Annotated in this window: 19 protein-coding genes and 1 pseudogene; 4 read left to right on the forward strand and 16 right to left on the reverse strand. The window is 62.1% G+C overall.

Annotated features, from left to right (window positions below; genetic code table 11):
* Positions 1 to 30: 30 nt before the first annotated feature.
* The 4 genes from HMPREF2836_RS07350 to HMPREF2836_RS07365 all read right to left on the reverse strand — a co-directional run bounded on the left by HMPREF2836_RS07350 (position 31) and on the right by HMPREF2836_RS07365 (position 6,669).
* Positions 31 to 1,623, reverse strand: a complete 1,593-nt coding sequence (locus HMPREF2836_RS07350; protein WP_053087942.1) for a hypothetical protein — start codon at positions 1,621 to 1,623, stop codon at positions 31 to 33.
* 114 nt (positions 1,624 to 1,737) lie between these two features.
* Complete coding sequence (locus HMPREF2836_RS07355; RefSeq protein WP_070629969.1) at positions 1,738 to 2,709, reverse strand: Ppx/GppA phosphatase family protein; 972 nt, start codon at positions 2,707 to 2,709, stop codon at positions 1,738 to 1,740.
* 341 nt (positions 2,710 to 3,050) lie between these two features.
* Positions 3,051 to 5,867, reverse strand: coding sequence for a type I DNA topoisomerase (gene topA, locus HMPREF2836_RS07360; protein WP_070629970.1), 2,817 nt, complete (start codon positions 5,865 to 5,867; stop codon positions 3,051 to 3,053).
* Positions 5,868 to 6,210: 343 nt separating this feature from the next.
* Complete coding sequence (locus HMPREF2836_RS07365; RefSeq protein WP_044145909.1) at positions 6,211 to 6,669, reverse strand: pyridoxamine 5'-phosphate oxidase family protein; 459 nt, start codon at positions 6,667 to 6,669, stop codon at positions 6,211 to 6,213.
* A gap of 144 nt (positions 6,670 to 6,813) precedes the next feature.
* Here HMPREF2836_RS07365 and HMPREF2836_RS07370 point away from each other — a divergent pair, with 144 nt between their 5' ends.
* Both HMPREF2836_RS07370 and HMPREF2836_RS07375 read left to right on the forward strand, forming a co-directional pair.
* A complete protein-coding gene (locus tag HMPREF2836_RS07370; protein WP_246822845.1) occupies positions 6,814 to 8,565 on the forward strand; it encodes a DUF7059 domain-containing protein in 1,752 nt (583 codons plus the stop codon).
* Positions 8,566 to 8,567: 2 nt separating this feature from the next.
* Positions 8,568 to 8,831 (forward strand): pyrimidine dimer DNA glycosylase/endonuclease V, encoded by a 264-nt coding sequence (locus HMPREF2836_RS07375; protein WP_049357223.1) that lies wholly within the window; start codon positions 8,568 to 8,570, stop codon positions 8,829 to 8,831.
* Positions 8,832 to 9,062: 231 nt separating this feature from the next.
* Here HMPREF2836_RS07375 and HMPREF2836_RS09470 read toward each other — a convergent pair.
* The 7 genes and pseudogenes from HMPREF2836_RS09470 to HMPREF2836_RS09330 all read right to left on the reverse strand — a co-directional run.
* Positions 9,063 to 9,149 (reverse strand): annotated as a pseudogene (locus tag HMPREF2836_RS09470) (luciferase); the annotation flags it as partial.
* 38 nt (positions 9,150 to 9,187) lie between these two features.
* Positions 9,188 to 9,838, reverse strand: coding sequence for a cation diffusion facilitator family transporter (locus HMPREF2836_RS07385; protein ID WP_005508275.1), 651 nt, complete (start codon positions 9,836 to 9,838; stop codon positions 9,188 to 9,190).
* Positions 9,835 to 10,194, reverse strand: a complete 360-nt coding sequence (locus tag HMPREF2836_RS07390) for a Cd(II)/Pb(II)-sensing metalloregulatory transcriptional regulator CmtR (protein WP_070629973.1) — start codon at positions 10,192 to 10,194, stop codon at positions 9,835 to 9,837. Before HMPREF2836_RS07390 ends, HMPREF2836_RS07385 begins: the two co-directional genes overlap by 4 nt.
* Before the next feature lie 195 nt (positions 10,195 to 10,389).
* Positions 10,390 to 11,490, reverse strand: a complete 1,101-nt coding sequence (locus HMPREF2836_RS07395; RefSeq protein ID WP_070629974.1) for an LLM class flavin-dependent oxidoreductase — start codon at positions 11,488 to 11,490, stop codon at positions 10,390 to 10,392.
* 326 nt (positions 11,491 to 11,816) lie between these two features.
* Positions 11,817 to 12,314, reverse strand: coding sequence for a GyrI-like domain-containing protein (locus HMPREF2836_RS07400; RefSeq protein WP_070629975.1), 498 nt, complete (start codon positions 12,312 to 12,314; stop codon positions 11,817 to 11,819).
* Positions 12,314 to 13,225: an oxygen-dependent tRNA uridine(34) hydroxylase TrhO gene (locus HMPREF2836_RS07405; protein WP_070629976.1), complete on the reverse strand. Its 912-nt coding sequence runs from the start codon at positions 13,223 to 13,225 to the stop codon at positions 12,314 to 12,316. The genes HMPREF2836_RS07400 and HMPREF2836_RS07405 overlap by 1 nt, the downstream gene beginning before the upstream one ends.
* Positions 13,226 to 13,286: 61 nt before the next feature.
* Positions 13,287 to 13,457 (reverse strand): hypothetical protein, encoded by a 171-nt coding sequence (locus tag HMPREF2836_RS09330; protein WP_168163661.1) that lies wholly within the window; start codon positions 13,455 to 13,457, stop codon positions 13,287 to 13,289.
* On the opposite strand from HMPREF2836_RS09330, the gene HMPREF2836_RS07410 reads away from it, so the two are divergent.
* A complete protein-coding gene (locus tag HMPREF2836_RS07410) occupies positions 13,447 to 16,194 on the forward strand; it encodes a DEAD/DEAH box helicase (RefSeq protein WP_070629977.1) in 2,748 nt (915 codons plus the stop codon). The two genes, HMPREF2836_RS09330 and HMPREF2836_RS07410, sit on opposite strands and share 11 nt — an antisense overlap.
* A gap of 57 nt (positions 16,195 to 16,251) precedes the next feature.
* Here the strand turns inward: HMPREF2836_RS07410 and HMPREF2836_RS07415 are convergent, their stop codons facing one another.
* The 5 genes from HMPREF2836_RS07415 to HMPREF2836_RS07435 all read right to left on the reverse strand — a co-directional run bounded on the left by HMPREF2836_RS07415 (position 16,252) and on the right by HMPREF2836_RS07435 (position 21,088).
* Positions 16,252 to 16,812 carry an Rv3654c family TadE-like protein gene (locus tag HMPREF2836_RS07415; RefSeq protein ID WP_246822846.1) on the reverse strand — a complete coding sequence of 187 codons (561 nt, stop codon included), beginning with the start codon at positions 16,810 to 16,812 and terminating at the stop codon, positions 16,252 to 16,254.
* Positions 16,781 to 17,296 (reverse strand): TadE family type IV pilus minor pilin, encoded by a 516-nt coding sequence (locus tag HMPREF2836_RS07420; protein ID WP_070629979.1) that lies wholly within the window; start codon positions 17,294 to 17,296, stop codon positions 16,781 to 16,783. Before HMPREF2836_RS07420 ends, HMPREF2836_RS07415 begins: the two co-directional genes overlap by 32 nt.
* 81 nt (positions 17,297 to 17,377) lie before the next feature.
* Positions 17,378 to 18,019 (reverse strand): DUF4244 domain-containing protein, encoded by a 642-nt coding sequence (locus tag HMPREF2836_RS07425; RefSeq protein ID WP_083309184.1) that lies wholly within the window; start codon positions 18,017 to 18,019, stop codon positions 17,378 to 17,380.
* 129 nt (positions 18,020 to 18,148) lie between these two features.
* Positions 18,149 to 19,423 (reverse strand): type II secretion system F family protein, encoded by a 1,275-nt coding sequence (locus tag HMPREF2836_RS07430; protein WP_070629980.1) that lies wholly within the window; start codon positions 19,421 to 19,423, stop codon positions 18,149 to 18,151.
* A gap of 42 nt (positions 19,424 to 19,465) precedes the next feature.
* The gene (locus tag HMPREF2836_RS07435; RefSeq protein WP_246822847.1) at positions 19,466 to 21,088 is read right to left on the reverse strand and encodes a TadA family conjugal transfer-associated ATPase; all 1,623 of its coding nucleotides are present in this window, start codon (positions 21,086 to 21,088) and stop codon (positions 19,466 to 19,468) included.
* Positions 21,089 to 21,325: 237 nt separating this feature from the next.
* Between HMPREF2836_RS07435 and HMPREF2836_RS07440 the strand changes: the two genes are divergently transcribed.
* A complete protein-coding gene (locus HMPREF2836_RS07440) occupies positions 21,326 to 23,332 on the forward strand; it encodes a bifunctional 3'-5' exonuclease/DNA polymerase (protein ID WP_070629981.1) in 2,007 nt (668 codons plus the stop codon).
* Positions 23,333 to 23,477 lie beyond the last annotated feature (145 nt).

The raw sequence follows: 23,477 nt of genomic DNA on the forward strand, positions 1-23,477 counted from the left end.
AATCCTGCCCATCCGTAAACCCAAAAAGATTTAAGGCCACATATGGCGAATAGATTTTGGTGGCCTAGAATTAGCTGACCTTGAATACCGATAAAGTTTTTTTCTATTATAAACAGGAGATAAGTTATCTTCACCCACTTCAGATTTATATGCCACATAGTAATCGTTAATCTTCCGCACCGACACATAAATATAAGCTATAGCTAAATAGTCCAGGGGTTTACCACCCTCAGAGCCTTCAATATCGCAGGGTATAAACTTATCAGAGTACAATTTAAGTTCTTTATCAAAAATACACTTTATATCATACTGCCATAATTTCATTACCCAGTAGGCGCTAAATATTGAAATAATAAATATAGCCATGAGAGCCAAGAGACTAGACTTCACTGATTTATCAATGGATTCCAAATATGACGCATATAAATATACCAACACCAATAAGATAAATAGACTATATATAGTTCTGTATAGTAACTTTCCAACCAAGTCAGCCCAAAAATACCTGACCCAAATTAAAGTTCTATGCCACCATCTCAAATCTGATGTTTCCGCGACATACAGCCCCTTATATAGATTTCCAACTTCAAAGAGCCTAATAAGCAATTCAATTAGAAAAACACTCAGAATAACACCAAAAACCGAGACTGTAAACTCAAACGACTCCGTGACAAGGAAAACTGATAACGGGCTAAAAAATAAGCAAATAATACACAAGAACCTCAGCCCAGGATTTCTAAGCAGTTCGACAAGACCCTTGAGGTATAGATTTGTTTTGACTTTAAAGCTGAATCCAAGATAGCTAAACTCAGATATAAAACGGTCTCCATATTCACAGCCTGAATCAACATTCCCATCTATAGAAGAAAAATCACTCGTTTTAATCTTCGGTTCTGCAAGCAAAGAGTCCACTATAGAATACTCATTGACATGAGATTTATTAATCTTTTTGTATATCTTATTAAATTTTTTAAGCTTATAAACATTTTCAATCAAGACATCTTTTTCATTATAAGTAAGCATCAATCCAGACACCAAAGTAAACCAGGCGAAAAATGCAATAACCCATAAGGGGATATCACCATATCTTGAAAGATCAATTTCTGCTGGAACAAAATATTTACCCCACTCTGGACCCGTCCGCAAATCCCTGAAGAAATCTGGGGCGTACGAGGTCCCTTGAAGATACCCTGCGAGGGCGGCATGCCAAAAATTTATAATAAAAACTGCAGAAATAATATAGCTAACACGTTTAGCAAACTTACGATAAGCAGCCCGTCGAGCTTCACCCAAAATACCTTCATACCCATCTGCAAATTTGCCCACACTAACATATAGGCTTAATAGCAGACTCGCTAGAGAAGCAATAATTCCAGCGCGCACATCAAATATATAATATGGAACATTAAAAGTATATGCAGGAAAAATTTTTGGCGTATTAGCAGAGCTAGACATATAAGAAAGACCTGAAATACAATTAACAAGGAGACAAAACAAAGAAATGTCTCTAAAAAACCTTAAAGGCTTCCAAAAAATATTTTCCCGAAATATCTTCTTTCGTTTTTCCTCGTGCTCTTCGCCCCAGGCTTCATTGACTTCGTCAATAACTTCTTGGATTTTCATCGGTGATTTTTCCTTTCCTACATCTTTGTCGGCGGGTTATATACAAAAGAAAAGCGGTGACCCCCGCAGGCCGGTGCCCGTTACGCACCAGCCTGCGGGGTTCATCATCATGTTCTACTCACCCAGGAGGGTCTTCGGGTTGACCGGAGTACCCGTACCCTCCGCCAGGTGCTCAATACGCTTCAGGATCAGGCCCTCACGCAGCGCCCACGGGCACACGCGCATCGTCTCAATACCGAACGCCTCCATCGCCGCCTCCGCAGCGATAGCACCCGCCAGCATCTGCTCCGCACGCGCCTTCGAAACACCCGGCAAATCGCTACGCTCAGACACCGTCATCGCCTCCATGCGACGAGTCCACAGGCGCAAATCCTGCAAATGCATCTCACGCTTCACATGCGGGCCCGCCGAATACGGCGCCGCACCGCAAATACGCGCCAACGAACGGAACGTCTTCGACGTACCCACCGTCATATCCGGCGTGCCATACTGCAACAGGTTTTCCGCGACCGGGGCAATCTGCTCACGCACATACTTACGCAGACGCTTCACCTGCTTCGGGCTCGGCGGCTGCTCATCAAAAAACTCACGCGTCAGACGACCCGCACCCAACGGCACGCTCATCGCCGCATCCGGCAACGCATTCGTACCCGTCGAAAACTCAAACGAGCCGCCACCAATATCAAAATCAAGGATACGGCCCGCACCCCAGCCCTGCCAGCGGCGCACCGCAAAGTACGTAATCGCCGCCTCCTGGTCGCCCGAAATACCGTTCAGGCTCACGCCGGTCTGCTCACGCACCTGCTGCAGCACCGCCGCACCATTACCCGCCTCACGGATAGCACTCGTGGAGAACGCCAGCAGGTCCTCCGCCTCATTCTCGATCGCGAAGTCGCGGGCGCTGGTCACGAAGCGGGTCAGCGCGTCCGCACCTTCCTGCGAGATATTGCCCTCAGCGTCGAGGTACTGCACGAGCTGCAGCGGAATCTTGTGCGACGCGTACGGTTCGGGGCGCGCTCCAGGGCTGCCGTCAATCAGTAGCAGGTGGACCGTATTCGACCCGACATCCAGAACTCCCAGGCGCACGATGCGCTCCCCTCCCCCGCCCCGCGGCGGGATATCGTCTGTGTGCGGTACCGCAGGTGCGGCGCCTCTCCCAGTCTGTCAGAGGCGCGGCTCACTCCGCAAACAATCCGGGCGGATGCCCAGCATCAGCACAGCGCGGGCATAAAAACACAGCGCAAGCCTAAGAAACACAGCGCGGGCACAAAAATGCGCCGAACATCCCGAGTACAAACTTTCCCCGGGCACGCAAAAGCCCGAGCACGCAAAAGGCGCAGGAGGCGACCCACCCCACGCGGGGGTTGCGGAACGCATCCTGCGCCTTCAGTTCAGCTCGAACCACACTCGGCTACGCGGCAGAAACGCTACTCAGCGGTCTTCTTCGCCGCGGTCTTACGAGTGGTCGTCTTCTTCGCGGTAGTAGACTTAGCGGTCGTCTTCTTAGCAGTCGTCTTCTTAGCCGTGGTGGTCTTCTTCGCGGCGGTCTTACGCTTGACCGGGCCCTTCGCGCGCTTGTCAGCAAGCAGCTGCACCGCACGCTCGTGGGTCAGCGACTCGACCGACTCCGCACGCGGAACCGTAATGTTCGTAATACCGTCGGTGATGTACGGGCCAAAGCGGCCGTCCTTCACCACAATCTTCTTCTCGCTGACCGGGTCCACGCCCAGCTCAGCCAGCGGAGGCTTAGCCGCCGCACGACCGCGCTGCTTCGGCTGGGAGTAAATCTCCAACGCCTGCTCCAGCGTAATCGTGAAGATTTCGTCTTCGCTGCCAATCGAGCGGGAGTCCGTGCCCTTCTTCAGGTACGGGCCAAAGCGGCCGTTCTGCACGGTGATTTCCACGCCCTCAGCGTCGGTACCGAGCACGCGCGGCAGGCTCATCAGCTGCAGTGCCTGCTCAAGGGTCACGGTCGCCAGGTCCATGGACTTGAACAGGGACGCGGTGCGCGGCTTGGCGGGCTTCGGCTTCTTCTTCGGCTTGGGCTTGCCGTTCTTGTAGTATTCGGTCGGCTGCGCGTCCAGGTACGCCTGAATCTGCTCCTCGGTCATCTCCTCGATAACCTCGGTGACGTAGGGACCGTAGCGACCGTCGCGTGCCACAATCTGGTTGCCGGAAACCGGGTCCACGCCGAGCACACGACCGTCGGACTTGCCCTGTTCGAGCAGTTCGCGTGCCTTCGCTTCGGTCAGCTCGTCCGGTGCCAGGTCGGCGGGTACGTTCGCGCGGACCGGTTCGGTCAGCTCGCCGGTCTCGGTGTCGAGGGTGCCTTCGGCTTCCAGGTAGGGGCCGAATTTGCCCACGCGCAGCACAATGCCGTCCGCAATCGGGATGGAGTTGATGCTGCGGGCGTCAATCTCGCCGAGGTTGTCGACGATGGGCTTCAGGCCGCGCTTGGAGCCGCCGCCGAAGTAGAACTCGCCCAGCCATTCGACGCGGGATTCTTCGCCGCGCGCGATGCGGTCGAGGTCTTCTTCCATCTGCGCGGTGAACTCGTAGTTCACGTAGGGGCCGAAGCTGGATTCGAGCAGGCGCACCACGGAGAACGCGGTCCAGGACGGAATCAGCGAACCAGAACGAACGTTCACGTATCCGCGGTCCATGATGGTCGAAATAACCGCCGCGTAGGTGGACGGGCGGCCAATGCCCAGCTCGTCCAGGGTCTTCACAAGGGACGCCTCAGTGTAGCGCGGAGGCGGCAGGGTCTCGTGGCCGGCGGGCTCAATCGCCTCGGCGGTCAGTGCCTCGCCGGTGGTCAGGTTCGGCAGGCGCTTCTCAGCATCCTTCGCCTCACGCTCGGCCACACGGGATGCGTCAACGCCCTCCTCGTAGGCGGCGAGGAAGCCGCGGAAGGTGATGACGGTGCCGGATGCAGCGAACTCAGCGTCCTGGCCGTTGGATGCCACGGCACCCAGGCGCACGGAGGCGGTGGAGCCAGTCGCGTCAGCCATCTGGGAGGCGACGGTACGCTTCCAGATCAGCTCGTAGAGACGGAACTCGTCGTTGGACAGAGAGCCGCGCACAGCGTCCGGGGTGCGGAAGGTGTCACCGGCGGGACGGATTGCTTCGTGGGCTTCCTGCGCGTTCTTGCTCTTGGAGGTGTACACGCGCGGTGCGGAGGGCACGAACTCGGCGCCGTACAGCTCGGAGGCCTGGCGGCGTGCGGCGGAGATAGCCTGCTCGCTCAGTGCCACCGAGTCGGTACGCATGTAGGTGATGTAACCGTTTTCGTAGAGTCGCTGGGCCACCTGCATGGTCACGCGGGAGGAGAAACGCAGCTTACGTGCGGCTTCCTGCTGCAGGGTGGAAGTGGTGAACGGCGCTGCCGGGCGGCGCTTGTACGGCTTGGTCTCAACGGAGCGTACCGAGAACGCGGCGGACTGCAGGGCTGCGGCGAGCGCGCGGGCGGCTTCCTCATTCAGGTGGGTGACCTTGGAGGTGTTGAGGGTGCCGTTGTCGGCGAAGTCCTTGCCGGTGGCGATGCGGTTACCGTCTACGGCGACCAGCTTGGCGTCGAAGCCTTCGGAGGCTGCGGTCAGGAAGCGTCCGGTCAGGTCCCAGTAGTTGGCGGCGACGAATGCCATGCGTTCGCGTTCGCGCTCAACCACGAGGCGGGTTGCGACGGACTGCACACGACCTGCGGAGAGGCCGCGGCCGACCTTGCGCCAGAGTACGGGGGAAATTTCGTAACCGTAGATGCGGTCGAGGATACGGCGGGTTTCCTGCGCGTCGACCAGGTGCAGGTCGATGTCGCGCAGTTCGCCGAAGGCACGCTGAATGGCTTCCCGGGTGATTTCGGGGAAGGTCATGCGGTAGACGGGTACCTTGGGCTTGAGGACTTCCTTCAGGTGCCATGCGATGGCTTCACCTTCGCGGTCACCATCGGTTGCCAGGTAGAGCGCGTCTACTTCTTTGAGCTTGCGCTTGAGTTCGGCGACCTTTTTCTTCTTGTCGGGGTTGACCACGTAGTAGGGTTCGAAGTTCTCTTCAACGTTGACAGCGAACTTGCCGACGGGGCTCTTTTTGAGGTTTTCGGGCAGTTCGGAGGGCTGCGGAAGGTCGCGGATATGGCCCATGGACGAGTCGACAAGGTAGTCCTCGCCGAGGTAGCTGCTAATGGTTTTGACCTTGGAGGGAGACTCCACAATCAGCAGGGCTTTTCCGGTCTTTGCCTGAGCGGGCACGGCACTCCTCTATCTGTGTGTTGAAAAGCTACGTATTCAACCATAACCTACGCTGGCGCTTGTGGGCGCCGGCGGGCTGTGGTGTACGTGGGGTGAGGTGATCGGGGGGGGGTGTAGTTTATGTTGGGTTGATGTGGTGCGCTCGGTGCGTTTCATGCGGCGAGCGCGCGGTGGCCCGGCGCGAGGCGAGCTGGCACGGTTCTGGTTGATGTGGACCGGGCGTGTTGAAGCTTGCATGAGTGCGCAGGGTACTCGGTACATCATACGGTACCGGAGCGGTGGTGTGTGCACGGGGTACATGGGGGCGGGTGCTGGGGCGCACCGCACCCGCTCACCTGCGTTTCTAGCTAGTGAGGGTGTCCGAGTCGGGATGGGTGCCGTCCAGGTATGCGGGCAACAGCGGGTATTCGCGGCCGTACACGGTCTGCGGCGCAATGCGCACCCACTGCATTTCGTGGGTTTCGGAATCGGGCAGGTCGAAGGTGCGCACAATCTGCGGGGTCATTTCCGGCGGCAGCCAGTGGGCGATACCGACCACGATGACGGAGCGGATGCCGTCTTCGAGAGTTTCGTCGATTTCGAAGGCGACGCGGCGGCTGACCACCACGGAGGAGAACTTGTTGCCGCGGGTGGTGCGGATGTAGATTTCCTGCTTGTCGTCTTGGCTGGCGACGGCGTAGAGCACGGGCAGCACATCGACGTGCTGTCCGTCAGTGAGGATGAGGCGGCCGAGAGTGTTTGCGTGCAGACGCTCCCAGCACTTGTCGACGCTGATACTTTCATCGGGGTACAGGTTACTCATGGTTTCAGTGTATGCGATGGGGTGGGCGCTCTTGCGCAGATGACGGTTTTGGTCAGTGGGTGGGTCGGGGCTGTGTCATTGCGCTGCCGCCTATAGGCTGTGGGCGCGCCCGGGCAGATGCGGCGGGTGCGTAGAATGGTGTGCATGACTATTTCTGCCGCCTCTTTCGCTCCCGAGTACGCCGCCGTTGCGGATGCTCCCCGCAGCGATGATTACGCCCGCCTGACCCGCATCCGTGAACGCCTGTTGGCGTTGAACTACAGCTATGACGCTGTGCAGGAGCTGCTCGGTGTTGAGGCGGCTGAGGCGATGGCTCGCGACCAGGTGGTTCCGGCCCTGTGGCGTGTGGAGCATATTCTGCGCGGCGGTTACAGTGCGGGTGAGAAGAACCTGGCGCGTCTGCTGGCGTTTTTCCTGCTGGCTCGCCCGCTCACTGAGGCGGAGGCAGCCGAGGTTTTCGGCAATACCCTGGTTGATTTTGAGAATGCCGCGCTGATTGAGCGCGACGCTGCGGATTCTGCCCGCTGGTCCGCGAGCGTTGATTTGCGCCCGCACGCCGCCGATGACGGCACCGAAATCTTTGTTGCCGCCGACCTGGGTGCGCATCAGCGCCCCGGCGTGCTCCGTAAGGATCACGTGCTCGGCATTGGTCACGCCTCCCTGACTCTGGCGCAGATTACCGAGCGCACCCCCGTCAAGCGTGCCCTGGATGTGGGTACCGGCTGTGGTATTCAGACCTTCCATCTGCTCGCCCACGCTGAGCACGTGACCGCCACCGATATTTCGGAACGCGCCCTGGCCTTCACCCGTTTTAACCTGCTGCTGAACGCTCCCGCCCTTGATATTGACCCGCAGAACCCGCAGGATCGCGTGAGCCTGCGTGAGGGTTCCCTGCTGGAGCCGGTCGCCGGTGAACGCTTCGACCTGGTGGTGTCAAACCCGCCATTCGTGATTACCCCGCGCGTTGCCGGTGAGAGCGCCGAGGAGCAGTTCACCTACCGCGACGGCGGCCTGCCCGGTGACGAAATTGTGAGCACGATGGTGCGTCAGCTGCCGTCGGTGCTGGTGCCCGGTGGCCGCGCGCAGATGCTGGGTAACTGGGAGATTATTCGCGATTCGGCGGACCCGGATGCACCGCGTCCGTGGGATGAGCGTCCGCGTGCCTGGGTTGCCGACGGCGGCGCGGAGGCGTGGTTTATTCAGCGTGAGGCGCTGACCCCCGCCTCCTACGCGGAGACCTGGTTGAAGGATGCGAGCGAGAACCGCGACCGTAGCCACTACGAGCAGACCTACGTGGCGTACCTGAACGACTTCGCTTCCCGGAACGTTCATTCTATTGGTTTCGGCATGATTTGGCTGCGCCGCCCGACCGAGGCGACCGCGGCAGGTGTGACCGAGCCCCTGCAGCGTTTCGAGGAGATTACCTACCCGATTCAGCAGCCCATCGCCCGCGCCCTCACCGAGTCTGTGCACCGCTACGACCGCCTCGCCGCCATGGACGATGAGGCGCTCCTTACCGCACACCTGGAGGTCGCCGAGGACGTCACCGAGGAACGCCACGGCCGCCCCGGCGCCGAGCACCCCAGCGTCATTTTGTTGCGTGCCGGCTCGGGTCTGTGCCGCACCCAGCTACTCTCCACCGAGACGGCGGGTTTTGCGTCGGCGAGCGATGGTGAGCTTGCCGTGGGTCAGATTGTGACGGCTCTTGCCATGCTACTGTCCTGGCCCGAATACGATGAGGCCGCCGCCGCGGCACGCGGTACGCAGGAGCAGCATCCGCGCGACACCCTGCTGCATGCGGTGCGCGAGCTGGTGCTCAAGAGCTTCCTGCACTTTAGCGACGAGCACGCGGGCGCAGCATCGGCTGACGAGAGCACTGCAGAAGTGCAGGGCTAAGCGTGCGCATTTGGTCCCTTCACCCCTGCCTGCTCGATCGGCGCGCCCTGGTCGCCTGCTGGCGCGAAACCCTGCTGGCGCAGAAGGTGCTGCGGGGTCTGACTCGCGGGTACACGAACCATCCGCAGCTGATTCGTTTTCGCGCGCATCCGCAGCCGCTGGAGGCGGTTGCCACCTACCTGTCCGGGCTGGCGGCGTGTGCGCATCCGCTCTTTGAGGTGGTTCCGGGCGCTATTGAGCCCTGGGAAAAGACGAAAGATTTTTAAGAACGTGAGCATAGTAATGCCCCGGCGGAACCCTTGCGGGTGCCTGCCGGGGCATTGCTGTATGTACGGGCTCAGCTATATGGGAGCAAGCATCTCAGCGCGTTACAGAGCGCTGGAAACAGCATGGCACGGGGTCTTTACCCAAGGACCTTCACCTCAGGACTTTTACTTGGTGGCCAGCGCGGGCTTAATTTCCTTCACGATTGCCTCCAGCATCTTCAGGTTGAAGTCCACGTCCAGCTGCAGTCGACCCGCCGCAATGAGATCGGCCATGACGGCAAGTTCAGCCATGTAGAGCGGGTTTTCGTAGCGCATGTCTGGGTTGCAGCACTGGCTCTTCATCGTCGGGTGACGGGTTAGTCGTCCTCGTCTTCGAGGTCCTCTAGCACTTCGAACGGCGACTCGACGTCGCCGCGCCAGGCCTCCAGGCCTTCGCGCACCGCGAGCACCGCCACGACCAGCGCCGCGACCGAGTCAGCCCACCACCAGCCGAACAGGCTGTCGAGGACGAGGCCGATGAACACTGCACCGGAGAGGTAGATACACAGGATGAGCTGCTTGGCGTCGGCCATCACGCTCTTGGAGCCCAGCTCCCGCCCGGTGCGGACCTCAATCCACGCCAGCAGAGGCATGACGACCAGGCTCAGCGCGGTGATACCGAGACCCAGCGGGCTGCGGTCGGGGCCCTCCTGGCCGACCAGGGCTAGCACCGCGTCGATCGAGACGTAGGCCGCCAGCGCGAAGAACGCGATGCCGATGGCCTTGACGGTGACCGTTTCCCACCGCTCAGGGTCCTTGCGGGTGAACTGCCAGGTGACGGCCGCGGCCGAGAGTACCTCGACAACCGAGTCGAGCCCGAAGCCAATGAGCGCCGCAGACGAGGCGAGGACGCCTGCCCAGACTGCGACGATTGCCTCGATTACGTTGTACGTGATCGTGAAGCCGACGATGAAGCGGACGCGCCGGTGCAGCATCGCGCGGCGTGCGGTGGTCAGGGTCTCGCTCATGCTCCCGCCGCCGTTCCACAGCAGCCCGACACCGAGCATGCCGGGTCGATGCACGGCGCGGCCTCGTCCACCGCGAGCGTGACGTTGATCAGGGACGTCAGTGCCGCGGCGAGGTGCGGGTCGGCGATCTCGTAGCGCGTCTGGCGGCCCTCGGGCTCGGCGACGACGATTCCGCAATCGCGCAGGCAGGTCAGGTGGTTGGACACGTTCGAGCGGGTCAGCTCCAGCTCGCGCGAGAGCACGGCTGGATAGCTCGGGCCGCCGAGGAGGGTCATCAGAATCCGGGAACGTGTCGGGTCGGCCATGGCGCGGCCGAGCCGGTTCATAACGTCGAGGTGTGAAGCAATAGTCAGCATACGATGACTATACAGTGATAACTGACCAATTGTCCACTTGTGCGGGCTGCCGCACGTGCTCCGCGCCCTTGCCCTCGGGAGGCGGCAGAGTTCGCGCTCATCAGCGACCACCGCCCATCACGGAAGCGACAGCGGCACGCTGGCGTGAAACCCTGCTAGCGCAGAAGGTTCTGCGGGGTCTTCACCTCAGGGTCTTTACTTGGTGGTCAGCGCGGGCTTGATCTCCTTCACGATTGCCTCAAGCATCTTCAGGTTAAAGTCCACACCCAGCTGGTTCGGGATCGTCAGCAGCACGGTATCTGCCGCCTGGACCGCCTCATCACGGGCGAGCTCTTCGGCAATATCCGCCGGATCACCAATGTAGCTGCGACCAAAGCGGGAGAAGCTGTTATCAATAATGCCGGTGTAATCCTGCGAGTCCTCCGCGGCGCGGCGACCGAAGTAGCGTGCCGAGGTTTCGTCGATAACGGGCAGCACCGAACGGGACACCGAAACACGCGGAACACCCGAATTACCCGCCTTCACCCACTCGGAGCGGAAGAGGCGAATCTGCTGCGCCTGCTGCTGATCGAACGGAATACCCTTATCTTCCAACATCAGGGTCGAGGACATGAGGTTCAGGCCCTTCTGCGCGGTCCACACGGCGGTGCTATCGGTGCCTGCACCCCACCAGATGCGCTCACGCAGACCCGGCGACTGCGGCTGTATGGGGGCGTACTTGCCCGCCACGCGAGCACTGGGCGCCATGCCCTCACCCTCAATTGCCTTGAGGAAAATGTCGAGGTGGCGGCGCGCCATGTCGCCTTCGTTTTCGCCCTCTGCCGGGTAGTAGCCGAAGCTCTCAAAGCCGCGGATAACGGATTCGGGCGAGCCGCGGGAGACACCCAGCTGCAGTCGGCCCGCCGCAATGAGGTCTGCCGTGGCGGCAAGTTCTGCCATGTAGAGCGGGTTTTCGTAGCGCATGTCGATCACGCCGGTGCCGAGCTCGATGCGTTCGGTCTTGGCGGCGATTGCGGAGAGTAGCGGGTAGGGGGTTGCCTGCTGCTGGTCGAAGTGGTGCACGCGGAAGAACGCGCCGTCCAGTCCGATATCTTCGGCGCCTACGGCAAGATCGATTGCCTGGTGTAGAGATTCTGCAGCGGAGGGTACGCGGGAGCCGGGAACCTCAGCCCAGTGGCCGAAGGAGAGGAAGCCGAGCTTCTTCTCGTCGCCGCGCATGGGTTCGAGGTGGCTGATGCGGATGGATTCGTCGAGCTGCGGGGTGTTCTGGCTGTTGGAGGCGGTGGGGGTGCTCATTGTTTTTCCTTTGCGAGTTGCGCTCGGGTTCGTGTAGTGCCGGGCTGGTGGTTTAAATCTAAACCCAAATACTTTACATGTCAAGTATTTTGTTTCAGGGTATTACGCACAGAGCATCCCTCCCCAACTTTCGCTGCACACACCACCTGCACGCCTCACCCGCCCGCACGCCTCACCCGCACGAGGCACACATACCGCCACAAAATGCTTGCGCAAAATACAGCCAAAAAGGGTACAAAAAAGCCCGGCGGCACGAGCACATCGCACCACCGGGCCCTTCTATTCAACAGCTAAAACTGCAACTACAACGGCAGAAACAAACTGCCCTAGGAACGCTTCACCAGCGGAACCCACAGCTCCATACGGTAATCAGCCGCCTGCATATCGCCGCGACCGTACACCTCAAGACCACCCACCGGGCGGTACTGCGGATTCTTCGCGAAGAACGCCTCCTCAAAGCTCGCAAAGCCAGCCGGAATGGACTCCGAAATCGGGCCGGTCACCTCAACCACCGCGTAGGTGCTCACAGGCAACTCCAGCACGCCCAGACCAAGCTTCGCCGCGCTCGCCGGCTCCGACACAAGGAAGCCCGCCGTGTAGCGGACCTGCCCCTTCGGGTTCGGCTGAGTGCACACGCCCAGGTACTGGGTCACCTTCAGAACATCCAGCATCGCCGGGGACGCCTTCTGATTCAGCTCATCCCACAGCGAGGAGAAGTCGCCATCCAGGGGGAACACCTGCGAAACGCCAGCAACGACCATCGCCGGGTGCTCCTCAATGCGAGGTTCAGAAATCTGAACCGCGCCGCCCTTAGTTGCTGCCATTAGGCGTTCGCCTCAGCTGCTTCGCGGTCCACCGAGCACTCGGGCACGCAGTGGCGCTTCGCGTCATCAGCTGCGCACTCGGGGCAGAGCAGAACCAGCTCGCGGCAGGAATCGTTGGAGCAGTTCTCGAACTTGTTCGAGGGGGCGCCGCACTGTTCGCACTTGCCGATGGTGACGGTGTCCGGGGTGAACTCCATGTGCATGCGCTTGTCGAAGACGTAGAGCGAGCCTTCCCACAGCTCCTTATCGCCGTACTTCTCGCCGTAGCGCACGATGCCGCCGTCGATCTGGTAGATCTCCTTGAAACCGCGGTTCTTCATGAGTGCGGAGAGAATCTCACAGCGAATACCGCCGGTGCAGTAGGTGACGACCGGCTTGTCCTTAATGTGGTCGTACTTGCCGGACTCGATCTCGCGGATAAAGTCGTGGGTGGTGCGCACGTCGGGAACGATAGCGTTCTTGAACTTGCCAATCTTCGCCTCGAACGCGTTACGGCCGTCAAAGAAGACCACTTCGTCGCCGCGCTCTTCAACAAGCTTGTTGACCTCTTCAGGCTTCAGGTGCACGCCGCCGCCAACGACGCCGTTCTCGTCCACCTGCAGCTCGTCGGGAGCACCGAAAGCCACAATCTCGTCGCGTGCCTTCACGGACAGGCGGGGGAAGTCCTCCGCGCCGCCCTCGGACCACTTGAACTCCATGTTCTTGAAGCCGGGGTACTTGCGGGTTTCCTTGGTGTACGCCTTGACCGCGCTGATTTCGCCGCCGAGGGTGCCGTTAATGCCGTGCTTGGAAATGAGGATGCGCCCGCGCAGGCCGAGCTTCTCGCAGAGGGCACGCTGCCAGAGCATGACCGCCTGCGGGTCGGCGATGGGGGCGAACTGGTAATACAGAATAATCTTATTTTGAGCCACGAAACTATTTTATCGTCATATACGTCTAAAGCATGCAAATTTTTTGATATGTGCGCGCTGACTACGGGTTCGGCGGCACAGAAGCGGTGCCGGGGCGGTTCTGGGACAGGATTAGGGCGGGGTTAGGCTCGGGGTCGGGGCAGGATTCGAGCGGGTTCGGAGCCGGCGTCCAGGGTAGCGCGTGACCGGCGGCAGGTCGGGTTTTAGCCCACCGCTCTACAATGGAACCCATGCCGCACAGCACTTCCTCGCAGAACGCCAACCAGCATCCCGAACAACAGCCCGCTCACCGGCACGAGCAGGGGCAGTCTGCGGCGCGCCCAAAAACGCTACGCTACCGCGAGCTGCCCGCGAGCGCACAGCAGGTGCTGGCCTCCCTGTTGCCGGAGGCGGAACGCACCGGAACCCTGCCCGAGCAGGTGACCCATATCCACACCATTGCCGCCAGGGAGGCGAGCTACGCGCCGTGGCCACAGTGGCTGCATCCGCGCGTGGCGGAGGCCTTTGAATCGCTCGGCATTGCCGAGCCCTACGCCCACCAGGTGCAGGCGGCAGACGCCGCCCACGCGGGTCTTGATGCGGCGCTGGCGGCGAGTGCGGCGCGCTACGGCTGGCAGGCGGGGCGCGTTGAAGCACCGGCTCCCATGCACTCCGAAGGTACGAAGAGCACCGGCAGCGGCGGGCACGTGATTGTGGCGACGGGCACCGCCTCAGGCAAGACCCTGAGCTACCTGATGCCCACCCTGGACGCTATTTATCGTGCATCCTGCGGCGAACCGGTGAGCTCAACTTCCGCGTATCCTGGGGCGGAAAACCTCAATAATAGAGCGAACGTTCTCTATATTTCACCGGCGAAGGCGCTCTCCGCCGACCAGCTCACCGCCCTCATCTCCTACAACCTACCCGGACTCCACGCAGCAAGCTACGACGGCGACACCCCCACCGGCGAACGCCGCTGGATCCGCGAACACGCCAACTTCATCCTCACCACCCCGGACATGCTCAACTACTCAATCCTGAGCAACCACCGGCAGTGGGCATCCTTCCTGCGCGGGCTACGCTACGTGGTGCTCGACGAGGCGCACAGCTACCGCGGCGTTTTCGGCGCGCACATCGCCAACCTGCTGCGCCGCCTGCGCCGCGTCTGCGCGCTCTACCGCACCGTGCCCGTGTTCTACGGCGCCTCAGCCACCAGCTCCAACCCGGTCGAGTCTTTCTCCAAGCTCATCGGCGTGCCACAGCAGGCGGTCACCGCCATTACCGAGTCCACCTCCGCACGCGGTGAAACCACCGTCGCACTCTGGGAACCCGAATTCATGCCGCCCAAGGCGCACGATCAGCTCGCCAAGGGCGCCCGCAGCCCCCAGCAGCAGGCGGTCCAGTCGAAGGCTGAGCAGGAGGCGCCGCGCCGCGTCTCCCCTGTGGAGCAGGGCGCGCAAATGCTCACCGACCTGGTGCTTTCCCGCACCCGCTCCCTGGTTTTCGCCGGTTCACGCCGCAGCGTAGAAATCCTCTCGCAGAAGACCCAACGCTACCTCGACGAGGTGGAGGCGGGCCTCTCCCACCGCGTCGCCGCATACCGCGCCGGGTACACCCCCGAAGAGCGCCGCGAACTCGAACGCAAACTCCGCAACGGCGAACTGCTCGGCCTGGTAAGCACCTCCGCACTGGAGCTGGGCATCGACATCTCCGGACTGGACGCCGTACTCGTGGCGGGCTGGCCGGGTACCCGCGCCTCCTTCATGCAGCGCGTGGGCCGCGCCGGACGTAGCGGTCAGGACGCGCTCGCCGTGCTCATTGCCGACGACAACCCGCTAGACACCTACCTGGTGCACCACCCGGAGGCGATTTTCGGGCAGGAGGTTGAGGCGACCGTATTCGACCCGACGAACCCGTACGTTCTCTCACCGCAGCTGTGTGCCGCTGCGCAGGAGGCACCCCTGCGCGCCGAAGAGCTGAGCCTGTTCGGTCCGCATACCGCCGCCCTGCTGGATCGGCTGGTACAGCAGGGGTACCTGCGTCGCCGCCCGGACGGCTGGTACTGGACGCACGCCGAATCAGCCGCCGACCTGGTCGATATCCGCGGCACCGGCGGCGGACCCTACCAGCTCATCGACGCCGAAGACGGCACCCTGGTTGGCACCATGGACGCCGCGCACGCCATGAGCCAGGGGCACCCGGGCGCAATCTACATTCACCAGAGCGCGCAGTACGTGGTCGAGTCCCTCAGCGAGGGCGAGCGCGTGATTCTGCTCAGCCGCGTCTACCCGGACTACTACACGCGTGCCGTTGAGAGCACCGAGGTGCGTATTCTGACGGAGCGTGCGCGGGTTAGTTACGGTGCGCCAGCTGGAGCTGCTATTCCTGGCGAGCCTACTCCCGGAGAGTCTGCACCCGAAACCGACGCGCAGCAGCTCGCCCCGCTCACCATGCACCGCGGGCAGGTTCAGGTCACCGACCAGGTCACCGGCTACCGGCGCTTCTCCGTCTACGGCGGCGAATACCTGGGCGAAGAGGCGCAACCCATGCCGCCGGAAGTGCTCATGACCGAGGCGGTCTGGTTCACCTTCGAGCCCAGCTACCTGTTCGGCGCGGGCGTGACCGAAGAGGACGGCCCCGGCACCCTGCACGCCGCCGAACACGCCGCCATCGGACTGCTACCCCTCATCGCCACCAGCGACCGCTGGGACTTGGGCGGACTCTCCACGCTACTTCATGTGGACACCGGCAGGCCCACCATTTTCGTCTACGACGCAGCCCCCGGCGGTGCGGGCATTAGCGAGCGCGGCTTCAACGCGGTTGTGCAGTGGCTGAGCGCCACCCTCGAAGCCATCGAAAGCTGCGGATGCGACAACGGCTGCCCCTCCTGCGTGCACTCACCCAAGTGCGGCAACCGCAACGAGCCGCTCAGCAAGCACGGCGCGCGGGCGCTGCTGCAGGCAATGCTGCGGAGCATGGCGGAGGCGTAGAACGCGCTGGGGATGCAGGACGGGCTGGGATGACAACTCCCGGCGAGCGCAAATAGCCTAGTCGACTGGGGTTTCCGGCTCAGGAGGTTCGGGTACTGAGTCCTGCTCGACCCCCAGTTCTTCCTCCAGCTCGGCGACCTCATCGGGGCTCAGCTCCTCCGCGTTGCCCGCCACGGCGTGCTCTTCTTCGGGGTGCTCTTCTTCGGGGCGCTCAGCCCCGGCGCGGGCACGCACCCTCGCCGGGCCCAGCATCCCCATGGGCCCTGCGACCGGGACGGCGACCGTCACCTCCACCGTTTCGGGTCGATTCGGAAACGTGCAGGATTCCAGGTGCGCACCGTGGCGTTCGGCAAGATCAGCCGCCACCGCACACGGGTCACCCTCGGTGAGCCCGCGGTAGGCATCCGCCGCCGCGAGTGCACTCAAATCGGCGGCTGCGGAGGCCCTGCGGTTCGCGGACACCACCCCAATGAGCCCGGCAATCACCACGGTCAGCACCAGCAGCGCGGCAATAATGGTGAGGGCGAGGACGGTACCGCTACCCTCTTCGGAATATTCGTCCGCAGACCAAGCAAGAACCGAGCTTTTATTCACCATCACTGCCGATGCTTTCTTCACTGTCACTGCTTTCCTGGGTGCCGCCGCCGCCTTCAACGCGGGCGTGGGCATCCGCCCATAGCACCCAGCCGGTTGCCGAGCCAATCACACCGGGGGCGGGGCGGCTCACCCGCACGTGCACTTCCCGGGCGCGCCCCGCCTCTGTCACGGCTGCATCATCAGGAGAAACAGAAATCTGCACGCTCTGCGCCGGGTCGATGCGGCTGACGGCGGAGCGAATCTGCGCCTCGGAATCTCCGCGGGCGGCGGATCGCGCGGCCGTTCGCGCGGACTCCTCCACTTTGAGCTGCGCAACCCCCGTGGAGGCGGCACCCAGGCAGAGGGCGAGCACCACCGTGACAGCGGGTAGGGCGACCGCAAATTCGGCGGTAATCACGCCCTCTTCTGCTGGGCTCTTGTGCGGGGTCGAGGGTGCCGGTTCCGCCCCGACTTTTCCTGCAGGGCAAGTGTTCCACAAAGAACCCAAATTCACATGAGCGTTCATTCTTTATTCCTCCTTTCTAGCCTGACTTTCCGGGATTCCTTGCCTCTAGAGTTAAACCCTGTGGCGGGTTTCCCAAGACCTCTAGAGCAGCCCCGTGTTACCCGCAATCGACAGGGCGTTACGCACAATATCCAGGAGCATGGAACGCACCTCATCCGACTTGAGAATCAGCACCAGCAGGCCCGCAAAACCGACCGCCGCGAGCATCACAATGCCGTACTCCGCAGTGGAGGCGCCCTCCTCCGGATCCCCCGCGGGGGCGTACTCTTCGAGCGCCTTTTCGTGCTCCTCAGAGGGTACATATTCGGTGCAGCCGGGCGCGTGCTCACCCAGGCTGCGGCAGGTGGCGCCACATTCGTCCAAGGTGCAGCCTTCGGCGAGCGCGCGGGCGATGGTCAATGCCTGTTCGGGGCTCAAACGGTCCGTGTTCATATCAATCTCCATTTCGTGAGGGTCAATCCTGGGGCCGGCATGCTTCTGCTCAGCGCCGGGGGAAAGTTCAGCATCAGTAAAGAGTTCGGGGCATTCTTCACGCAGCTGCTTCATGGTGGTTGCAATGGCAACGGACAGCGGCACGGGGCCCAGAATGGTCTGCGCTTCTGCACCGGGGGCGGCGGGCTGAATTTTGTTCGGAATGCCACCCGGAGCACCGACCGGGGCATTGACCGGAGCGCCGACGGGGTGCAGGTCGTGGCGGATTGCTTCGCAGAGGGTGTTCGTCATTGGTTTTCCTTTCGTTGTGCCCTAAACATGCGGGGCGGGGTGGGTGCTCATCCGCGTTCGCTGCAGATGGGCGAGGGTCTAAACTTTTCGGCATTTCAGCTGGTCAACAGCGCTTATGCGCATGGTTCTTTAGCCGGTCAGCGTGGGTAGTAGCGAAATGATGATGGGCACAATACCCAAGCAGATAAAGGCGGGCAGCGAGCACAGCCCGAGGGGTACCACGAGCGCTACGGAGAGCTTTCCGGCGGCGCGTTCTGCCGCGCGGCGCTCGCTGAGGCGGTGCGCATCGGCAAGGGAGAGCAGCAGCGCAGTGCTGGGTGCGCCACCCGTGTAGGCGGGAGCGAGCGCGTCCCGCAGCTCACCGAAGGTTCCCGCCGCGGACCCCGACCAGGCACTCCCCCAATTACTACCCATCTGTAGGCGCTGGCAGACCGTGTGCAACGCTCGGCTGTTGAGTGCCTCGGCGAGAGTGCCCAGTGCGGCGAGCGGTGCGAGCCCGACTCTCAACTGCGCGGCAAGTAGTTCCAGCACGAGGGCGGTATCAACGGGCGCGGAACCTGCTGGCGAGGCAGACTTTTCCGTCTCAGATTCAGCATTCACCGCCCCGGTGCTCGGCCTTACGCTCTCCACCTCCGCCCGATGCACGAGCGCGGCGGTCCAACGGCGCCCGGCGAAGGCGAGCCCCAGCCCAAGCAAACCGGTGAGCGCTCCGAGAACGGACCCGGTCAGCACACCCACAGGGTCGCTTCCCATGAGCACCCCCAAGCCGAGGCCGAGCAGCGGCAGCCAGGAGAGGATCCTGCCGGTGGCACGCGGTGCGGCGAGGGCGCTCTGCCTGCCCAGGAGCGCGTCGATGCGTTCTTCGGCGTGTTCTGCGGCGCGTTCCAGGCTCGTGGCGAGCGGCGCACCGGCACTCTCACTCATGCGCAGGCTCAGCTGCAGGTCGTGCAGGCGCTCGCGGCTGTGCGGGCGCATCCGGGTACTGTTTTCGAGTAGCTGCGCGCAGGCGAGGTGCGCGGGTGCACCCCAGGAGGTAACCGTGGCGAGAGCCTGCATGAAGCGGCGGATATCTTCGGCGCACCGCTTGTGCCCGTAGTCTTCAGAGAGGGGCGAGAGGCCTCGTGCACGTAGAGCCGGGGCGCTTCTCTTCGCACACGGTTTCCCCGTACCCGGCACCAGCTCGTTCCCCCCGAACTGCCCGAACTGCGCAAACTGCGCGGAGCCCGGGTCGGCGTGCACCGCCTCCTGCAGGGGGATGCCGGCGCGTAGGTTCAGAGCGAGGGTGCGTAGCATGAGCGGCCACATGTGCATTTCCTCGGCGCTGGCTGCTCCGGCGATGCGCCCAGCTAGGCGCTCAGTCCAGCGTTCGTGAAGGCTTCCGTTGCTCTTCTCGTTCTGCTGCATTGCTTCCTCCTTTCACGTTTTCTGCTTCCCCCATTTCGGGGGCTAGTACCCAACTTCAGACCCGGTAGAAATACACCTGACCTGCAGGTACTCTTCGCTCCCCTGTGTGGCGGGGTGCAGGCTGTAGACGCCCTCGATGCGGCGGCGACCATCCCGGTGTTCCAGGTGGATAATGCGTTCAAAAGCCGTCGCCGTATGTAGAGCGACCGTTCTACTATCCAGTCCGGCGAGCGCGCCCAGAGCACACAAACGCAGGGGAACCGCCTGCGCGCTATTGGCGTGCAGGGTCGTTCCGGCACCGCGGTGACCGGTGTTCATGGCGGTCAACAGGTGCACCACCTCCGCGCCGCGGCACTCACCGACCACGAGCCGATCCGGGCCCATACGTAGCGCCTGCACGATCAGCTCACCCAGCCCGATTTCGCCGGCACCCTCGGAGTTGGCGACGCGGGTTTTGAGGGCAATAACCTGCTCATGCTGCGGCGCAAGTTCCGGGGTGTCTTCGAGCAAAATGAGGCGCTCCTGCGGCGTACACAGCCCCAGCAGGGCGTTGAGCAGGGTGGTTTTGCCGGTGCCGGTGCCCCCGCTAATGAGGAATCCGCGGCGTTCGGCAATCATGCGGCGCAGGTAGGCGGCGGTCGCCTCATCGCACAGCCCGGAGGCCTGCAGCTGCGCCAGGGTGGGGCGCTCGCGGGCGGGTAGGCGCACGGAGAGCCGGGTGCGTTCGCTCAGCGGCGGGATAATCGCGTGGATGCGCCTGCCGTGCTCGTCGCTAATGTCAGCCGCCGGATGCGCGGCATCCAGCTGCCCGCCGTGCCTGCGGATGAGCCGCTCGGCAAGGTCACGCACGCGCCGCTCGTTACCGAGGCTCAGCGCCACGGGGCGGGTGGTTCCGTTGATGCCCACCCAGATATCGCAGGGCGAGTTCACGTAGATATCGGTGATGGTTCCGGCGCGTTGCCCCTCGTCAAGGAGCAGTCCGAGGGCACCGAGGCCGTAGAGTTCCGCGGCGAGGTAGCGCAGCGCGGTCTGCCGGTTGACGGGCACGTATTCCACGCTGGGGTAGCTCCATGAGGCGGGCGCGGGTTGCACCGTTTTGGTGCGGAATTTTCGGGGCTTCGTCACATTAGTTCTATCTGCGCCCGTTCCTTCTGCGTTCGTGTTCCCCCAGGCATTCCCCTGGCATCCGCCATCGATGGCGCAAATTGCCTCATCCACGGCATTTTCGAGGATCTCGCGGAGGGGCTGGGATTCTTGGAGTAACCCACCGCCCGCGGCACTCGCAGCGTTTGCACTGCCCGCGGCAACCACACCCTCTGCGGGCGGCCGCTCCCCTGCCTTCTCGACTCCGGCACTGAATCCGTTACTGGGTCCGCCGCTGAACCCGGCGCTGAACCCGCCGCTAAAACCGCCCAGGGCGATAGCGCTCATCTGCGGCGAGCGCAGAATCAGCTCGCGGGCGTGCAGGGCGACGGCGCGGGCGCGATAGTCTTCGGGAATGAGCAGGGCGGGTAGCGAGTGCGCGCCGGTGTTCTGGACACCCGTATTCTGTGCGCCCGGCTGATTCGCGCCCTGTGCGGCACGCGGCGAGCAACCGTTGGGGTTGCCGGGATTGTTGGCAGGGTGCCCGGCGGGATTGCTGGAGGGATTCATGGCGGAGTTCATGGCTCTAGGAGACCATTACGCCCGCCTCGAATTTTTAAGAGAATGAGCGTTCTGTGGATAACTCCTCGCGCACCCCGAAATATCCACGATGCACGCGTCTCAAACGAACAAAACGCACACATCCGGCGCTTTTATGACAAACCGCGGCGCATTCAGCCCTCCCCTGCCTCTTCCGCAAACCGCCCGCCCGCGACCACAAACCACGCGCCTTCGCACCCGGTCACCGATAATGGAAGAATGTACGTTCTGCTCAGTCCTGCCACCGGCGCGGGTATTACCGCCCAGACCGGCACCTCCGCGCACCCGGTCACCTCGGCTATTGCCGCGGGTGCGTCCCCGCGCGGTGCTCAACCGGTGACCTCGTGGGGTGCTTTTCATTTTTCGGCGCCGACCGCTGAACAGTTGCAGGACCCGACCTTTATTCCGCGGATTACGCGGGCGGATCGGGTGAGTGCGGCGAATCTTCCGGCGTATGTGCGAGAGGTGGAGCGGCAGGCGGCAGATTCGGCGCAGGCGCGTTTTCCCCGCTGGATTTGGGCTGATACCCGCCACGTTGACCCGCTGCTTCTGCGCCGCGGGGTGCGGGTGCATCTGTGCCATGATTTGCGTCTGGTGCAGCGAATTTTGACGACTGCCGCTACGCATCCGAGCGGTTTTGTGGAGTACAGCCCGGTGCTGGATCTTTCTGATGTGCGTGAGGCGGCCGAGCCTCAGGGGTATCTGCCGGTGGCGCGGCAGGTTCAGGGTCAGGAGGAGCTGTTCGGCACTGATTTTTTGAGTGCCCCCGCCACCTCTTCCGCTACACATGCCGGTTCTCCTGCTGATTCCTCCCCCGATTTCCTTGAGGCGGCGCCTCATGAGCCTTTTGCCCCGCAGTTGGCGGCGGGCCCGGTGACTCTGCTGCCGGAGCATCCGGTGGTGCGCGTGCTGATGCGTGAATGGCTGGCGCAGGCGCGCGCTATTAGCGAGTCAAGGCACCCGGAGCGGCTGCGTCTTTTGGCGGCGGCTGAGTCTGCCGGTGCGTTGGTGGCGGCTGAGATTGGTTATTACGGCATCCCGTTTAATGTGCAGGCGCATCATGAGCATCTGTGCGAGTTGTTGGGTCCGCGTCCGGTGCCCGGGGAGCGTCCACAGAAGATGCAGGAGTTGGCGGAGCAGATTCAGCGCATGCTGTTTATGCCGTCGTTGAACCCGGATTCGCCGCAAGATCTTTTGCGTGCTCTGCAGTCTGCGGGGGTTTCGGTGAAGTCTACGCGTTCGTGGGAGTTGAAGAGTTGGGCGGAAGCGATTCCGGCTCAGCGGCAGAAGCGTTGGGCGCTGATTGACCCGATTTTGCGCTATAAGAAGCTGTACCGTATTTGGACTGCTAACGGCTGGACGTGGGCTGATACGTGGGTTTCTGAGGGCGCATTCCGCCCGCATCTTGAGGTGGGTGGCGCCGCGACGGGGCGCTGGGGTGCTTCCGGCGGTGGTGCGTTGCAACTGCCTGCGGAGATTCGTCAGGCGGTGCAGGCGCCGGAGGGTCAGGTGCTGACGGTGACGGACGGCTCGCAGATTGAACCGCGTATTCTGGCGGCGTTGAGCCGTGATGAGGCGCTCGCTTCGGCGGGTCGTGGCGCTGACCTGTATGCGGGTATTGCCGAGCTGGCGCGCATGAAGGGTGTGGGTTTGACGGAGCGTTCCCACGCGAAGGTGGGCATGCTGGCGATTATGTATGGCGGCCGCAGCGGTGAGATTGGCGCCCTGTTGCCGCATGTGGCGGCGCTTTTTCCGCAGGCGATGGACTTTACGGAGCGTGCCGCGCGCATTGGTGAGGCGGGCGGTCAGGTGACGACTTTTTTGGGTCGTACGTCCCCGCCGGTGGATGAGCGTTTCCGTGAGATTGTGGCTGATCGGTCTTCGCCGGCGGCTGAGTCGCGTGCGGTGTCGACTGCGCGTGCACACGGGCGTATGACCCGCAATTTTATTGTGCAGGGTACGGCGGCGGAGTGGGCTCTGTGTTGGATGGGCGCGGTGCGTTCTCGTCTGTTGTCGGAGCGGATTTTTGGTATGCCGATGCGCACCCGCATTGTGTATTTTTTGCACGATGAGCTTCTGCTGTGCGGTCCCGAGCTGGAGGCGGATCGCGTGGAGCGTATTGTGCGTGAGGGCGCTGCGGAGGCGGCGCGTCTGCTGTTCGGTCGTGTGCCGGTTGATTTTCCGGTGTCGGTGGCGCGAGTGCGCAACTACGCTGAGGGTAAATAAATAATCAGCGGTAAATAATCTGCGGTAAATAATCAGCTGCGCATAAGCGGCACCGTGCAATAAAAAAATAGGGGCGGCAGGTAACTTCATTCAAGTTACCTACCGCCCCTATCTGCGCACTATTCTGCTCCCTATATCCGCTGGT

The sequence above is a fragment of the Rothia sp. HMSC065C12 genome, from assembly GCF_001812085.1.
In the GTDB taxonomy this organism is placed as follows: domain Bacteria; phylum Actinomycetota; class Actinomycetes; order Actinomycetales; family Micrococcaceae; genus Rothia; species Rothia mucilaginosa.

What these genes read in the sequence shown, in the direction of transcription:
- HMPREF2836_RS07400 (WP_070629975.1), bottom strand. Translation starts at nt 12,314, where the DNA reads ATGGCAGCAACTAAGGGCGGCGCGGTTCAGATTTCTGAACCTCGCATT.
- HMPREF2836_RS07410 (WP_070629977.1), top strand. Translation starts at nt 13,447, where the DNA reads ATGGAACCCATGCCGCACAGCACTTCCTCGCAGAACGCCAACCAGCAT.
- HMPREF2836_RS07365 (WP_044145909.1), bottom strand. Translation starts at nt 6,669, where the DNA reads ATGAGTAACCTGTACCCCGATGAAAGTATCAGCGTCGACAAGTGCTGG.
- HMPREF2836_RS07425 (WP_083309184.1), bottom strand. Translation starts at nt 18,019, where the DNA reads ATGACGAACACCCTCTGCGAAGCAATCCGCCACGACCTGCACCCCGTC.
- HMPREF2836_RS07390 (WP_070629973.1), bottom strand. Translation starts at nt 10,194, where the DNA reads ATGCTGACTATTGCTTCACACCTCGACGTTATGAACCGGCTCGGCCGC.
- HMPREF2836_RS07385 (WP_005508275.1), bottom strand. Translation starts at nt 9,838, where the DNA reads ATGAGCGAGACCCTGACCACCGCACGCCGCGCGATGCTGCACCGGCGC.
- HMPREF2836_RS07440 (WP_070629981.1), top strand. Translation starts at nt 21,326, where the DNA reads ATGTACGTTCTGCTCAGTCCTGCCACCGGCGCGGGTATTACCGCCCAG.
- HMPREF2836_RS07350 (WP_053087942.1), bottom strand. Translation starts at nt 1,623, where the DNA reads ATGAAAATCCAAGAAGTTATTGACGAAGTCAATGAAGCCTGGGGCGAA.
- HMPREF2836_RS09330 (WP_168163661.1), bottom strand. Translation starts at nt 13,457, where the DNA reads ATGGGTTCCATTGTAGAGCGGTGGGCTAAAACCCGACCTGCCGCCGGT.
- HMPREF2836_RS07370 (WP_246822845.1), top strand. Translation starts at nt 6,814, where the DNA reads ATGACTATTTCTGCCGCCTCTTTCGCTCCCGAGTACGCCGCCGTTGCG.
- HMPREF2836_RS07420 (WP_070629979.1), bottom strand. Translation starts at nt 17,296, where the DNA reads ATGAACGCTCATGTGAATTTGGGTTCTTTGTGGAACACTTGCCCTGCA.
- HMPREF2836_RS07395 (WP_070629974.1), bottom strand. Translation starts at nt 11,490, where the DNA reads ATGAGCACCCCCACCGCCTCCAACAGCCAGAACACCCCGCAGCTCGAC.
- HMPREF2836_RS07435 (WP_246822847.1), bottom strand. Translation starts at nt 21,088, where the DNA reads ATGAACTCCGCCATGAATCCCTCCAGCAATCCCGCCGGGCACCCTGCC.
- HMPREF2836_RS07430 (WP_070629980.1), bottom strand. Translation starts at nt 19,423, where the DNA reads ATGCAGCAGAACGAGAAGAGCAACGGAAGCCTTCACGAACGCTGGACT.